Raw genomic sequence first — 13,225 nt, 5'->3', positions numbered from 1 at the left:
GTGGGCCTCCGATTCAGCAGATGCGGGGAAGCTGTTCCCCGACGAGCATGTCCAGGACCCGCGACGAGCCGACGAGCGTGCGTACGGTGACCCGGCCGGGCCCGTCGCCCACGCGGCCGATCGCGCGGGCCGTCACGCCTTCCGGGCGCCGGCGCATGGCGGCGAGGACCCGGTCCGCCGACTCCGGCGCCACCATCGCGATCAGACAGCCCTCGTTGGCGACGTGCAGCGGGTCCAGGCCGAGGGTCTCGCACGCGGCCGCGACCTGCGGCGACACCGGCAGCGCGGCCTCGTCAACCTCGATGGACACGCCGGATGCCTCGGAAAGTTCGTTGAGCGCGCTCGCCACCCCGCCGCGTGTCGGGTCCCGCAACGCGTGCACGGCCGCGCCGCCGACGTCCAGCATGGTCCGCACCAACAGGTGCAGTGGCTGGCTGTCCGAGACGATGTCGGAGTCGAAGCCGAGGTCCTGGCGGGCGGACAGGATCGCCATGCCGTGCCCGCCGATCGGGCCGGACACCAGCACCACGTCACCCGGCCGGCACTTCGCGGCAGACGGGTCGACACCGGGCGGGCGGACACCGATTCCCGTTGTGGTCAGGTAGATGCCGTCCGCGCTGCCCCGCTCGACCACCTTCGTGTCACCGGTGACCACCGGCACGCCGGCCGCGTGCGCCGCCGTCGCCACCGACGCGGTGATCCGGCGCAGTTCGGTCATCGGCAGGCCCTCCTCGAGCACGTAGGCCACTGACAGCGCTACCGGGGTCGCTCCCCGCATGGCGACGTCGTTGACCGTGCCGTGGACCGCGAGCGACCCGATGTCCCCGCCGGGGAAGAACCGTGGTGTGACGACGAAACTGTCCGTGCTGAACACGATCTGCGTTCCGGCGACGGAGACGACCGCGGCGTCCTCCAGGACGCCGCCACCACCCAGTGCCGGGGTGATGACGTCCCGGAGCAGTTCGGCCATCAGCTGTCCGCCGGACCCGTGCCCCAGCAGCACCCGCTCGGTCTCCGCGTGCGGTGTGGGACAGGTGATGGCCAGTGGGTCGAACGTCGTCATGATTCCTCCACTGTGGACTGCCGACCGGCGTGGTAGAAGGCGGCGCACGTGCCCTCCGCGGACACCATGGGCGCGCCGAGCGGGTTCCTCGGCGTGCAACGGGTGCCGTAGGCGGAGCACGAGGTCGGCAGGCGAGTGCCGCGCAGCACGTCACCGGCAATGCAGTCGGGGTGCTCGCGGGCACGCAGGTCGCCGACCGCGAACCGGGTCTCGGCGTCGAAGGCCGCGTACTCCTCGGTGAGGGTGAGGCCGCTGGTGGGGATGGTGCCGATGCCGCGCCAGTCGCGATCGGTGAGCCGGAACACCCGCCGCACAGCCTTTTGCGCCTCGGTGTTGCCGGCACGGTCGACGGCGCGGACGTACTGGTTCTCGACCTCGGCCCGCCCTTCCTCCAACTGACGGGTCGCCATGAGGATGCCTTCGAGCAGGTCTAACGGTTCGAACCCGGTGACGACGATCGGCACGTGGTAGCGGGCGGCGAGCGGTTCGTACTCGGTGAAGCCCATGACCGCACACACGTGTCCGGCGGCGAGGAACGCCTGCACCTGGTTGTCCGGCGCGTCGAGGATGGCGGTGATCGCTGGCGGCACGAGCACGTGGCTGACCAGCACGGTGAAGTTCGGCAGGCCCAGTGCGGCGGCGCGGAGCACTGCCATGGCGTTGGCCGGGGCGGTGGTCTCGAAGCCGACGGCGAAGAACACCACCTGCCGGTCCGGGTTCCGCTCCGCGATCCGCACGGCGTCGAGCGGGGTGTAGACCACCCGCACGTCACCACCCCGCGCCTTCACGCCGAGCAGGTCACCGGTCGTGCCGGGCACGCGGAGCATGTCGCCGTAGCTGGTGAAGATCACCTCGGGGCGGCTCGCGATCGCCACGGCCTTGTCCACCATCGCGAGTGGAGTGACGCACACCGGGCAGCCGGGGCCGTGGATCATCCGGACACCGGCCGGCAGCAGCTCGTCGATGCCCTGTCGGACAAGGGTGTGCGTCTGCCCACCGCACACCTCCATGATGGCCCACGGTTTCGTTGCGGTGGCCGTCAGCTCGGCGAGCAGACTGCGGGCCAGCACCGGGTCGCGGTACTCGTCGAGGTACTTCATGGCCCCAACTCCGAGGTCAGTGCGTCGGGTATGGCCTTGAGCACCGCGAGGGTGCGTGCCGCCTCCTCCTCGTCGACCTGGCTGATGGCGAAGCCGACGTGCACGATCACGTAGTCACCCACGTTTACCTCCGGGGTGTAGGCGAGGCACACGGGACGTTGCACACCGTCGAAGTCGGCCGTGCCCATCCACGGCCTCCCGAGCCCGTCCTCGTAGTCGACGGCCGCGATCCGGCCGGGCACACCCAGACACATGAGCCTCACCCTTCGTTGAGAGTCGCCGCGGCGACCACGGCCTGGCCGTAGCTGATGCCGCCGTCGTTGACCGGTACCCGCTGTCCGATGTGGACATCGAAGCCCTGGCCGGCTAGTTCGGTGATCAGCTCGCCGGCCAGGAGCGCGTTCTGGAACACGCCGCCGCCGAGGCATACCGTGCGCACGCCGGTCTCCTGCGCGCACTCGGTGACCATGGCGACGGAGACCTCGGTGATGGTGTGGTGGAAGCGCCGCGCGACCGTCGCCACCGGTTCGTCCGAGGTGGCCACGTCGACGAGCGTGTGCGCGGGGTCGTAGACCCACAGCTCACTGCGCCTGCGCAGCGTCCACCGCAGCGGCTCGGGCTCGCCGGCACAGCGACGTGCCGCCGCCTCCAGCAGCACCGCGGCCTCGCCCTCGTAGGTGGTCTCGTCGCAGAGCCCGAGCAGTGCGGACGCGGCGTCGAACAACCGGCCGGCACTGGAAGCTCTGGGACAGTTGACATTCGCGGCGACAAGCCGCCGGACGCGCGTGACCTGCTTGCTGCCCAGCCGTTCGGTGACGCCGCGCGCCAGCTCGGCGGCGAGGCGGTCCGGCAGCCGGTCCTCGGCGCCGAAGAGGTAGCCGAGCGCCATTCTGGCCGGGTGGCGTACCGCGGCCTCGCCGCCCGGCAGCGGGGCGGTGCCGAACCGGGCGAGCCTGCGGTAACGCGTGTAGTCGCACAGCAGGAGCTCGCCGCCCCACAGCGTGCCGTCGTCGCCGAGACCGAGACCGTCGTAGGCCAGGCCCAGGAACGGCCCGGTGACCCCGTGTTCGGCAGCGGTGGCGGCGACGTGCGCGTGGTGGTGCTGCACCCCGACCCGGTTCCGCGCGGCCCACCACTTCCGCGCGTGCTGGGTGGACAGGTAACCGGGGTGCAGGTCGTGGGCCACGACCTTCGGATCGAGCGCGTGCAGCCGGGACAGCGCGGCGATCGAGTCGAGGAACGCGGCATGAGTGTCCACATCGGACAGATCGCCGAGGTGTGGTCCGGTGACGGCTTGCACGTCGATGCCCAGGGTCACGGTGTTCTTCAGTTGTGCGCCGACGGCGAGCAGCGGCTGGGGTGTGGCCGCCGGCAGTGGTAGCGGCGCGGGGGAGTAGCCCCTGGCGCGCCGGATCACCTGCTGGCGACCGGACACCACGCGCGCCACGGAGTCGTCGTAGCGCGACCAGATCGGGCGGTCGTGGCCGAGGATGCCGTCGACGAACGGGCCGAGCACGGCCGCCGCCTGGTCGTCGTCGATCGCGATCGGCTCGTCGGACCGGTTGCCGCTCGTCACCACCAGCGGCATGTCCAGGTCGGCCAGCAGCAGGTGGTGCAGTGGGCTGTAGGGCAGGAAGACGCCCAGTTCGGCGAGCCCTGGCGCGACCGCTTCGGCGACCGGCGCGTCCGCCCGTCTGGGCAGCAGCACGATGGGCCGGGCCGTGGAGCGGAGAGCTGCCTCGGCGGGCGGGTCCACCACCACCAGCGCGGTGACGTCGTTGGTCATGACCGCGAACGGCTTGTGCGGGCGGTGTTTCGCCGCACGTAGGCGTGCCACCGCCGGTTGCGCGTTCGCCGCGCACACCAGCTGGAAGCCGCCTACGCCCTTGACGGCGACCAGGCCACCGGCGGAGATCACCGCTTCGGCGGCCGCGAGTGCGTCCACATCCGTCGCGCCGTCCCAGTGGAGTCGCGGGCCGCAGTCGGGGCAGGCCGTTGGCTCGGCGTGGAACCGGCGGTTCGCCGGGTCCCGGTACTCGGTCGCGCATGGGTCACACATCGGGAAGGCCCGCATGGCTGTGCGGGAGCGGTCGTAGGGCAGGTCGCCGACGATGGTTGCTCTCGGCCCGCAGTCGGTGCAGTTGAGGAACGGGTAGCGGAACCGCCGGTCGGTCGGGTCGAACAGCTCGCGCAGGCAGGCGTCGCAGGTGGCCAGATCCGGTGGCAGGTCACGAGGGCCGGCGAGGTCGACCGGATCGGCACTGCTGGCGAGGATGGTGAACGTGTTCGTGGGTGGGCAGGTGTTCTTGGTGACGGCGATCCGGACGATGTGGGACTGGCTGGGGGGGCTCGCTGGTGAGGCGGGTGAGGAACTCGTCGACGGCGTCGGGGTGCCCCGTGAGCCGGACCACTACGTGTCCGCCCGCGTTGCGGACGTCGCCACGTAGCCGAAGGTCTGTGGCGAGCCGGTAGACGAATGGTCGGAAACCGACGCCCTGCACGGTGCCGTACACCTCGACCCGCACCGCGACCTCGGCGGCGCTACTGGGTTCGGGACAGGTCCTCACGACTTCGAGCCTGACTGCGGGGAACCGGCGCAGCCAGGGTCCTTGGTCCCCGCCGAACCACGACGTTCCGCCCGCGTGTACGTCGGGAACATCGCGCCGACCCGGCGAGTTACCTATACGGTAGGGGGTATCTGAGGAGGAGGAACCTGATGGCGACGGTCGAGTTGACCGAGCAGAATTTCAATGACGTGGTGAGTGGGTCGGGCACGGTGTTGGTGGACTTCTGGGCGGCGTGGTGCGGGCCGTGCCGGATGTTCGCGCCGGTGTTCGAGCAGGCGGCGGAGCGGCATCCGGACATCGTTTTCGGCAAGGTCGACACCGAGGCGCAGGTCGCGCTGGCGCAGGCGTTCGGGGTCTCGTCGATCCCGACGCTGATGGCGGTTCGGGACGGTGTGGTGCTCTACTCGCAGCCGGGTGCCCTGCCGGCGGCCGCGCTTGAGCAGCTGACCGAGAAGGTCGGCGAGGTCGACATGGTCGAGGTGCGCACATCGCTGTCCACCTCGGACTGACGTCGTATACCCTCGGGGGTACTGGAGGTGGCGTGGTGGAGCTGAGCGAGGACGTCCTGTCCGACGTGACGAAGCGGTTGCGGCGGGTACAGGGGCAGGTGGGTGGCATTGTCCAGATGATCGAGTCCGGGCGGGACTGCGAGGACGTGATCATCCAGCTGGCGGCGGTGTCGCGGGCGTTGGACCGTGCTGGGTTCCGGCTGATCGCCAGTGGGCTGGAGCATTGTGTGGCTGATGGGTCGGAGCAGGCGGCCGTGGACCGTGCGCGGCTGGAGAAGCTGTTTCTGACACTGGCATGAACACCCTGACGATCGCGGGCTGGCGGTTGGCGTTGCTGGACCGGGCGCGGATCTACACGTGCGGCATCACGCCCTATGACGTGACGCATCTCGGTCACGCCGCGACGTTCGTATGGGTGGACACCCTCGCGCGGGTGCTGCGCCGGTGTCTGCGTGTCGAGCCGGTCGTGTGCCGCAACGTCACCGATGTGGACGACGTGCTGGACTCGGCAGCCATGCGTGCCGGGAGTCGTGCCGATGACTTCGCGGCGTTCCAGGAGTTCTTGTTCGCGGGGGACATGTCGGCGCTGCACGTGCGTCGTCCGGACCATGAGCCCTGGGCGCACCGTTACGTCGGCGCGGTGGTCCGACTGGCCGCGGCGCTGCTTGAGTCCGGCGCGGCCTACGAGCGGTCGGGATCGGTGTACTTCCGCGGTGCCGGCGTCCCCGTCCGCGCGGATGCGGAGCAGGTGACGGCGTTGCGGCTCGCGGCCGAGTTCGGCGGACGGCCGGACGATCCGGACAAGGACGATCCGTTCGACGTTGCGCTGTGGCAGGCCGTCGAGCACGACCACCAGACGTGGCTGTCGCCGTGGGGGCAGGGCCGGCCGGGTTGGCACGCCGAGTGTGTGGTGATGGCCCTGTCCGTGTTCGGCGCCGGGATGGACGTGCACGCCGGTGGCGCGGACCTGAGTTTCCCGCACCACTCCTACCACGCTGCGATCGCTGAGGCGTTCACCGGCGTCGCACCGCACACGCGGGCATGGTTCCACGTCGGCACGGTGACCGTTGACGGCGCGAAGATGGCCAAATCAAGCGGGAACCTCGTGCTGCTCGCCGGCCTGCTCACCGAGCATCCTGCGGCTGCGGTGCGGATGATGATCCTCGACCGGCCGTGGCAGGAGAGCTGGGACTACCGGCCCGAACTTCTGGACACCGCCGCAGACCGGGTGCGGCTGCTGCACGAGGCCGCCGCGCGGTCCGGTTCCGGCGCGGTTGACGAGGTGTGCCAACTACTGGCACGCGACCTGGACGTGCCGGCCGCGATCGCCGTCGCGGCGCAGGCGGGCGGAGACGCTGCCCGCCTGCTCATCTCCGTGCTGGGACTCGCCTGACTGCGATCACTGCGACCGCGCCGATCGCGAGGATCGCGAGGATCGGCCACCAGACCGGTGGCAGTTGCTGGGCGAGGACGAACACGCCCATGACGACCACGAACCAGCCGAAACCCTTGCGCAGCAAACGGTCCGGGACGCGACCGGCGAGCCGGCCACCGAGAACGCCGCCGAGCACCGCGGCTGCTGTGACCGCCAGGGCCAGCGTCCAGTCGATGTGAACGGTGGCGAGGTAACCGGCGAGCGCGGCGAACGACTTCATCGCGATCACCACTAGCGACGTGCCGACCGCGACGGCCATCGGCAACCCGCCGAGCAGCACCAGCGCCGGCACCACCAGGAACCCGCCGCCCGCGCCGACGAGACCGGTGACCGCGCCGACCACGACCCCTTCGCTGACGGCGAGGGGCACGGATAGTTCGTGGCGTGTCGAGGTGGCGGTGCGGGGTTCGCGGAGCATCGCGACTGCGGTGGCCAGCATCATCACCCCGAACCCGGCGAGCAGCCATTCGCCGGGGATGAGCGCCGCGAGCCTGCCGCCGCCGTATGCGCCGGCCATCGCGGCGGCGCCGAACACGAGTCCGGTGCGCCAGCGCACCCGCCCGGCCCGCGCGTGGGCGATGACACCGATCGCGCTGGTGACGCCGACGACGAACAGCGACATCGCGATGGCGTGCTTGGCGTCGAGCCCGGCGAGGTAGACCAGGATCGGCACGGTGAGGATCGACCCGCCGCCGCCGAGGACGCCGAGCGTGACCCCGACAAGCACGGCAGCGGCGAGGGTGAGTGCCAGCATGCCGGTCAGCCCCGACCGAGTGCGGTCACGATTGACTGGACCGTGGTGCGTGGGCCGCGGTTGTAGGGCAGTTTGGTGAGCAGCTTGCCCAGCAGGCAGGTGTTGGTGACCGCGGCCACGGCGAGGCCGGCGCCGACGAGCGCGGCCAGCCACGTCACCGGCGAGAACACCAGACCCACCAGAACCGCCGCCAGCACCAGGCTTCCGGCAACCAATCGGACCTGACGCTCCAGGTCCCAGCGCGGCCGGGCCCGCCGCACCGGCGCGCCGGCCGCCTCCCATGCGGTGATGCCGCCGTCGAGCAGGCGCAGGTTGGGCAGGCCCACGCCGGCCAGTGCCTGCTCGGCCTTTGCGGCGCGCTGCCCGGACCGGCAGATCAGCACCACCGTCTCGTCGAGGTGCTCGCGCAGTTCGGCGCGGTGCTCGCGCAGCAGGTCCAGCGGCACGTTGTAGGCGCCCTCGATGTGCCCGGCGGCGAACTCACCCGGCGTGCGCACATCGATGAGCCGTGGCCCGTGCCCGGACTCGAGCATCTCCAGCAGAGCCTGAGTATCTACTGTGGACTTGATCATGCGAGTTCCCTCGCCGCGGTGGTGAAGTCATCATCGACGCAGACCACCCGCCGGCCGGCCCGGGTGAGCAGGCTCGCCGCGATTGCGGCCCGGTAACCCGACTGGCAGTGCACCCACACCACCCCGTCGCCCAACTCGCCGACCCGGTCGGCCAGTTCCGGGAGCGGGACGTGCACCGCGCCGTCCAGGTGGTCCTGCTGCCACTCACCGGCCAGCCGCACGTCGAGCACGACCTCGGGCGCGGGCAGACCGCGCGGCAGCCGGCCCGCGCGGGCGGCGGCGAGGTCGGCGAACGTGGCCATGTCCAGCTCCGCCAGCCGATCCTCCTGCCCGCCGGCCCAGCCCTCCGGTTGTCCGGTGGCCGCGGCGGCGGGGCGGTCGATGCCGATCCGCGTCAACTCGCGCTGGGCCTCGGCGACCTGCGCGGCGGACTCGCCGAGCAGGGTGACCGGCGCGTCCCACGGCACGAGCCAGCCCACCCAGGTCGACATCGCGCCGTCGAGCCCGATGCTGACCGTGCCGGCGAGGTGCCGGTAGGCGAACGCTTTGCGGGAACGCAGGTCCACCACCCACTCCCCGGCCTCGAGCCGTGTGCGCAGCCCAGCCGGGTCGACGAGCGTGATCGGGGTCAGGTCGACCAGGTCGGCGCCCTCGGCGTTACGCACACCCATGTGCGCGTAGTAGGCCGGATAGGCATCCAGGCCGGCGAGCGTCTGCTCGACGAAGTCATCGGCCTCCAGGCGCAACGCCGGGTTCGCGACCTTCTCCCGCCCGATGGTCGACGCCTCACCGTCGGCCTGGGTGGCGGAACAGAAGCTGCCGAACCCGTGCGTCGGCCACACCCGCGTGCCGTCAGGGAGCAGGTCGGCCAGCCGGCGTGCAGAAGTGTGCTGGTGGTGCGCGAGGTCGTGGGCGTGCTCCTGACCCAGCAAGTCGGTGCGCCCGGTGGTGCCGAACAACAACGACCCGCCGGTGAACACCCCTTCCGGGCCATCGGGGCCATGCAGCACATACGACACGTGGTGGAACGTGTGCCCCGGTGTCGCGGCCACCGACAGCCGCATGCCCTCGGACACCGTGACCTCGTCGCCGTCGGCCACCGGCACCCGGTCGAACGCCACCTTCTCGGCCGCGGCCACCAGATACGCCGCGCCGGTCAGCTTCGCCAGCGCCAGCCCGCCGGACACGTAGTCGTTGTGCAGGTGGGTTTCCACGACATGGGTGATCCGCACGCCGAACCGTCCGGCCAGCAGCACCACCCGGTCGATGTCCCGCTGTGGGTCGACCACCACCGCCACTCTGCCGTCGTGCGCCAAATAGCTCCGGTCACCCAGTGACGTGGTCGCCACCACCTCGACATCGATCGACATCTGCGTTTCTCCTCTCGAAGCAAATACCCCCAGGGGTATCTCGCCATCAACGATAGCGATACCCCCGGGGGTATGTCGAACGGCCTGTTCAGCGGCCCAGCCACGTGGTGAACGCGGCGAGGTGGTGCTCCGATGCCATGAGCAGGTGGGTGTAGACGCGCTGGACGTCGGGCGCGGTGAGACCTTCGAGCGCGGTGCGCAGCTGGTCGATGTCCGCGGTCTCGACCGTCACGCCCACCTCGAGCGCGGCGCGCTCACCGGTGAGCCCCGTGGCGAGCAGGTCGTCGTAGGTGGTCTGGACGGCCGGGGTGGCGAAGTTGCCCGGTGCCCGGTCCGCCGTGGGGTCGGTTATCCCGTAGCGGTCCAGCAGGGTGCGGACGGCCGACAGGTGCACTGTCTCGGCGTCGGCGATCCGGTCGAAGACCACGGCGTCGTAGCGGGTGGCGAACTCGGCGTACAGGTCGTGTGCGAGTTTCTCCTCGTCGGCGTTGGCCGTGAGCGTGGTCTGCTGCTCGGTGGTCAGCGTGCCGCTCAGCGCGGTGCCCAACAGGCAGCCGCCTGTCCCGCGCATGGTCCCGGCGCCCGGTCCTGGTCCGGTGCTCATGCCCGGTCCAGGGTCGAAGCCTGGTCCGGTGCCGTTCGCCGGCCCTGCCAGTGCCGGCGCGGCGGCGAGGACACCCAGAACCGCGGCGGCGCCTACCGCGATCGCGATGAGTGCGGTTCGAGCCTTCATGGCTCCTCCTTTCTTCTTGCCTCGGTCTGCACCGTCAGCGTCGCCGGGTGGTGTGCGGAGCCGATGCCGGACGTGTGGAGATGGTGTGGAGGTCTTTGGTCCCTCGCGCCGCGCGGTGCTACCGACGTAGAACCGGGAACGTGGGCAGCACGGTGCTGGTCGTCGAGGACGATCGGGAGATTCGCGAGTTGGTGCGCCGCTACCTGGAGCGCGCCAGCTTCGGCGTGCTCGCGACTGGGTCGGGTGTGCAGGCGTTGGACCTGCTGGCGCGGCACACGGCCGAGCTGGTGGTGCTCGACCTCGGCCTGCCGGACCTCGACGGGCTCGAGGTGCTGCGGGCGGCCGACGGCGTGCCGGTGGTGGTGCTCACCGCGCGGGGTGAGGTCGCGGACCGGATCGCCGGGCTGCGGCTCGGCGCCGACGACTATGTGGTGAAACCGTTCAGCCCGACCGAGCTGGTACTGCGCGTGCAGGCCGTGCTGGGTCGCGTCCTCGGCCGGGAACAGTCTGCCGCTCTGTCCTATGAGGATGGTCGACTCCGGATCGACGAGGAGCGGCACGAGGCCACAGTGGACGGTGCCGTGCTGGACCTGACTCCCACCGAATGGGGGCTGCTCGCCGCGCTGGCGGCCGTGCCGGGGCGGGTGTACTCCCGCTACGAACTGATCAACCGCGTGCGTGGCTTCGAGTTCGCCGGCTATGAGCGCACGATCGACTCACACGTGAAGAACCTGCGCCACAAACTGGGCCCTGACGGCCAGGACATCGTGGAGACCGTGCAGGGCGTCGGTTACCGCTTGGGGCTGCGCCGTGACCGGTGAGCGGACAACCTTGCGAGGGCGGCTGTTCGCCGCCTTCCTTCTGGTCGCCCTGTCGTCGGTCGCCGTGCTCACCGCCGCCGCCCTAGCCGGCACCGGCCGCGGGCTCGCCGCCGCCGAGTCCACCGAACGGGACCGGGCCGCGACGCGAGCCGCCGACGAGGTGGCCGCCGCCTACCGCCGGGCCCGGGGGTGGACCGGCCTGGACCTCACCTCCGCCGCGTCGGCCGCAGCCGGCGCACACCTGATCGTGCTCGACGAGCATGGACGGGTGGTGTCGAACCCGGGACACGGACACGGCGGTCCGGGCATGGGCACCATGTCGGTCGCCGACCACGCGGAGGCGCCGGTCATGGTCGACGGCACGACGGTGGGTTCGGTCCGCCTCACCTACGGCGCCACCGCGGGCTCGGCGGCCCGGGACGTCACCTGGCTGTGGATCGCCGTCGCCGCGGCCACGGCGCTCGCGGTGGCCATCGCGGCGAGCTGGTTCGTCAGCCGGCGTATCACCGACCCGCTCACGCGTCTGGCCGCCGCCGCCCGCGCGTTCGCCATCGGGGACCGGTCTGCCCGGGCGCGGGTGCGTGCACCCGGTGAGCTGGGCACGCTCGCCACGGCCTTCGACACCATGGCCGACGCGGTGACGAACACCGAACGGAATCGGCGTGACCTCACCGCGGACGTCGCCCACGAACTGCGCACGCCACTCGCCGCGCTGCGGGCCGGTCTCGAGGAACTCCGCGACGGCCTCGCGCCAGCCGACCCACACCGGCTCTCCGACCTGCATGACCAGGCACTGCGCCTGGGCCGCGTGGTCGACGACCTCGCGGCGCTCGCCGCCGCCGAGGCCGCCGCGCTGTCGCTGCACCCGACCGACGTCGACCTGGCAGTCGTCGCCGAGTCGGTCCTCGGCGCGCATGCCGCACAGCTCCGTGCCACTGGGCTGGAGGTGCACACGGAGCTGGCCCACGGCGTGATCATCCACGCCGACCCGGATCGCCTGCACCAGGCACTCGGCAACGTCGTCGCCAACGCCGCACGCTACGGGCGGCCCGGCGACCGGCTCACCGTGCGCGCCGGCATGGTCGACGGCACACCGACGGTGTCGGTCAGCGACACGGGGCCCGGTATCCCGGAAGACGAGCTGCCGCACGTGTTCGACCGCATGTGGCGTGGCCGGGGCAGCGCCACGATCGCCGGCTCGGGCATCGGGCTGGCGGTGGTGCGTGAGCTGGTCACCGCCCATCGCGGCAGCGTCACCGCCGAGTCCGGCCCCGGCGGGGGAACCACCATCACGATCCGCCTACCGGGCCGAAAGTCCCGGCGGTGACCGACGAAAGGATCTGGGTGGCCGCCTTCGCCGGCGAGAGGGTGGTGGTGAGGCACAAGGAAAGGAAGTGTGCGATGACCACACGTCCATCGCTGGCGCGGCTGGGACTCGACACCGGTAAGAAGGCCCGGCTGCACCGCATCCTGCACCAGCACGGCCTGCGCAACGGCACGGCGCTGTTCCTCCCGTACGACCAGGGATTCGAGCACGGGCCGCGTGACTTCTTCGCCAACCCCGCCGCCAGTGACCCGAAATACGTGATCCGGCTGGCCCTCGAAGGCGGGTTCAACGGCATCGTCCTGCAGGTCGGTCTCGCGGAGAAGTTCTACTGGGACTTCGCCGGTGAGCTGCCCCTGGTACTGAAGCTGAACGGCAAAACCGACATCCCCGCCGACGACGCGGCACTCTCCCCGGTACACGCCAGCGTTTCGGACGCGGTCCGGCTCGGCGCGGACGCCATCGGCTACACCCTCTACGTCGGCACACCCGCGCAGCAACAGGACTTCGCCCAGTACCGCCAGATCCGGGCCGACGCCGAACGCCTCGGGATACCGCTGATCGTGTGGGCCTACCCGCGTGGCGCGGCCGTCGAGGCCAAGGGCGGCAAGGACTCCTTCTACGCGGTCGACTACGCAGTCCGCGTCGCGAGCGAGTTGGGTGCTGACATGGTGAAGGTGAACTTCCCGCACCCCGACAAGCAAACCGGCACCCCCGAGCAGTACGGCGCGACCTTCTCGACACAGCAGGCCATCGACGCCGTCGTCCGCTCGGCCAACCGCACCATGGTGCTGGTCTCCGGCGGCACGAAGGCCGGCGACGAAGCCATGATCGAGAAGGCCCGGCAGTCGATGGCCGCCGGCGCGACCGGGCTCATCTTCGGCCGCAACGTCTGGCAACGCGACCACGACGACTCGCTGCGGTTCGTCGAGCGGCTCCGTGAGGTGCTCGCCAAGTACGGCAGCACATGGTGAGGA

At 71.0% G+C, this 13,225-nt stretch carries 15 protein-coding genes; 6 read left to right on the top strand and 9 right to left on the bottom strand.

The features are described from left to right. Positions 1-13: 13 nt before the first annotated feature. From hypE to GEV28_RS01060, 5 genes are read right to left on the bottom strand one after another with little or no spacing between them, the layout of a single operon-like run. A complete protein-coding gene (gene hypE / locus GEV28_RS01080) occupies positions 14-1,063 on the bottom strand; it encodes a hydrogenase expression/formation protein HypE (RefSeq protein WP_291407566.1) in 1,050 nt (349 codons plus the stop codon). Next, the gene (hypD, locus tag GEV28_RS01075) at positions 1,060-2,163 is read right to left on the bottom strand and encodes a hydrogenase formation protein HypD (RefSeq protein WP_291407564.1); all 1,104 of its coding nucleotides are present in this window, start codon (positions 2,161-2,163) and stop codon (positions 1,060-1,062) included. The genes hypE and hypD overlap by 4 nt, the downstream gene beginning before the upstream one ends. Beyond that, the gene (locus GEV28_RS01070) at positions 2,160-2,417 is read right to left on the bottom strand and encodes a HypC/HybG/HupF family hydrogenase formation chaperone (RefSeq protein ID WP_291407562.1); all 258 of its coding nucleotides are present in this window, start codon (positions 2,415-2,417) and stop codon (positions 2,160-2,162) included. Before GEV28_RS01070 ends, hypD begins: the two co-directional genes overlap by 4 nt. A 5-nt stretch (positions 2,418-2,422) precedes the next feature. Further along, positions 2,423-4,483, bottom strand: a complete 2,061-nt coding sequence (gene hypF / locus GEV28_RS01065; RefSeq protein ID WP_291407616.1) for a carbamoyltransferase HypF — start codon at positions 4,481-4,483, stop codon at positions 2,423-2,425. Further along, complete coding sequence (locus GEV28_RS01060; protein WP_291407614.1) at positions 4,392-4,664, bottom strand: acylphosphatase; 273 nt, start codon at positions 4,662-4,664, stop codon at positions 4,392-4,394. Before GEV28_RS01060 ends, hypF begins: the two co-directional genes overlap by 92 nt. A gap of 215 nt (positions 4,665-4,879) precedes the next feature. Here GEV28_RS01060 and trxA point away from each other — a divergent pair, with 215 nt between their 5' ends. Genes trxA through GEV28_RS01045 form a run of 3 tightly spaced genes read left to right on the top strand, consistent with a single transcriptional unit; the run spans position 4,880 to position 6,632 of the window. Beyond that, positions 4,880-5,239, top strand: a complete 360-nt coding sequence (trxA, locus tag GEV28_RS01055; RefSeq protein WP_291407559.1) for a thioredoxin — start codon at positions 4,880-4,882, stop codon at positions 5,237-5,239. Positions 5,240-5,274: 35 nt separating this feature from the next. Continuing rightward, positions 5,275-5,538, top strand: a complete 264-nt coding sequence (locus GEV28_RS01050) for a metal-sensitive transcriptional regulator (protein WP_291407612.1) — start codon at positions 5,275-5,277, stop codon at positions 5,536-5,538. Continuing rightward, the gene (locus GEV28_RS01045; protein WP_291407557.1) at positions 5,535-6,632 is read left to right on the top strand and encodes a cysteine--tRNA ligase; all 1,098 of its coding nucleotides are present in this window, start codon (positions 5,535-5,537) and stop codon (positions 6,630-6,632) included. Before GEV28_RS01050 ends, GEV28_RS01045 begins: the two co-directional genes overlap by 4 nt. Here the strand turns inward: GEV28_RS01045 and GEV28_RS01040 are convergent. From GEV28_RS01040 to GEV28_RS01025, 4 genes are all read right to left on the bottom strand, one after another. Continuing rightward, complete coding sequence (locus GEV28_RS01040) at positions 6,607-7,428, bottom strand: sulfite exporter TauE/SafE family protein (protein ID WP_291407555.1); 822 nt, start codon at positions 7,426-7,428, stop codon at positions 6,607-6,609. The two genes, GEV28_RS01045 and GEV28_RS01040, sit on opposite strands and share 26 nt — an antisense overlap. A gap of 5 nt (positions 7,429-7,433) precedes the next feature. Continuing rightward, entirely contained in the window at positions 7,434-8,000 is a 567-nt protein-coding gene (locus GEV28_RS01035) for a rhodanese-like domain-containing protein (protein ID WP_291407553.1), read from the bottom strand. After that, complete coding sequence (locus GEV28_RS01030; RefSeq protein WP_291407551.1) at positions 7,997-9,370, bottom strand: MBL fold metallo-hydrolase; 1,374 nt, start codon at positions 9,368-9,370, stop codon at positions 7,997-7,999. The genes GEV28_RS01035 and GEV28_RS01030 overlap by 4 nt, the downstream gene beginning before the upstream one ends. A gap of 88 nt (positions 9,371-9,458) precedes the next feature. After that, complete coding sequence (locus GEV28_RS01025) at positions 9,459-10,103, bottom strand: DUF2202 domain-containing protein (protein WP_291407549.1); 645 nt, start codon at positions 10,101-10,103, stop codon at positions 9,459-9,461. A 140-nt stretch (positions 10,104-10,243) separates the two neighbouring features. Here GEV28_RS01025 and GEV28_RS01020 point away from each other — a divergent pair, with 140 nt between their 5' ends. From GEV28_RS01020 to GEV28_RS01010, 3 genes are all read left to right on the top strand, one after another. Next, positions 10,244-10,924 carry a response regulator transcription factor gene (locus tag GEV28_RS01020; protein ID WP_291407547.1) on the top strand — a complete coding sequence of 227 codons (681 nt, stop codon included), beginning with the start codon at positions 10,244-10,246 and terminating at the stop codon, positions 10,922-10,924. Between the two features lie 10 nt (positions 10,925-10,934). Beyond that, positions 10,935-12,251 carry a HAMP domain-containing sensor histidine kinase gene (locus GEV28_RS01015; protein ID WP_291407546.1) on the top strand — a complete coding sequence of 439 codons (1,317 nt, stop codon included), beginning with the start codon at positions 10,935-10,937 and terminating at the stop codon, positions 12,249-12,251. A gap of 74 nt (positions 12,252-12,325) precedes the next feature. Next, the gene (locus tag GEV28_RS01010; RefSeq protein ID WP_291407544.1) at positions 12,326-13,222 is read left to right on the top strand and encodes a fructose-bisphosphate aldolase; all 897 of its coding nucleotides are present in this window, start codon (positions 12,326-12,328) and stop codon (positions 13,220-13,222) included. Positions 13,223-13,225: the final 3 nt, after the last annotated feature.

The sequence above is a fragment of the Actinophytocola sp. genome (assembly GCF_009379765.1).
GTDB lineage: Bacteria > Actinomycetota > Actinomycetes > Mycobacteriales > Pseudonocardiaceae > Actinophytocola.
The sequence above is the reverse complement of the archived record's forward strand: the minus strand, read 5'-3'. Positions and strand labels throughout refer to the sequence as shown.

Bases quoted from the DNA above. Each gene is read 5' to 3' on its own strand.
- hypE (WP_291407566.1), bottom strand. From the start codon at position 1,063: ATGACGACGTTCGACCCACTGGCCATCACCTGTCCCACACCGCACGCG.
- hypD (WP_291407564.1), bottom strand. From the start codon at position 2,163: ATGAAGTACCTCGACGAGTACCGCGACCCGGTGCTGGCCCGCAGTCTG.
- GEV28_RS01070 (WP_291407562.1), bottom strand. From the start codon at position 2,417: ATGTGTCTGGGTGTGCCCGGCCGGATCGCGGCCGTCGACTACGAGGAC.
- trxA (WP_291407559.1), top strand. From the start codon at position 4,880: ATGGCGACGGTCGAGTTGACCGAGCAGAATTTCAATGACGTGGTGAGT.
- GEV28_RS01045 (WP_291407557.1), top strand. From the start codon at position 5,535: ATGAACACCCTGACGATCGCGGGCTGGCGGTTGGCGTTGCTGGACCGG.
- GEV28_RS01040 (WP_291407555.1), bottom strand. From the start codon at position 7,428: ATGCTGGCACTCACCCTCGCCGCTGCCGTGCTTGTCGGGGTCACGCTC.
- GEV28_RS01035 (WP_291407553.1), bottom strand. From the start codon at position 8,000: ATGATCAAGTCCACAGTAGATACTCAGGCTCTGCTGGAGATGCTCGAG.
- GEV28_RS01030 (WP_291407551.1), bottom strand. From the start codon at position 9,370: ATGTCGATCGATGTCGAGGTGGTGGCGACCACGTCACTGGGTGACCGG.
- GEV28_RS01025 (WP_291407549.1), bottom strand. From the start codon at position 10,103: ATGAAGGCTCGAACCGCACTCATCGCGATCGCGGTAGGCGCCGCCGCG.
- GEV28_RS01010 (WP_291407544.1), top strand. From the start codon at position 12,326: ATGACCACACGTCCATCGCTGGCGCGGCTGGGACTCGACACCGGTAAG.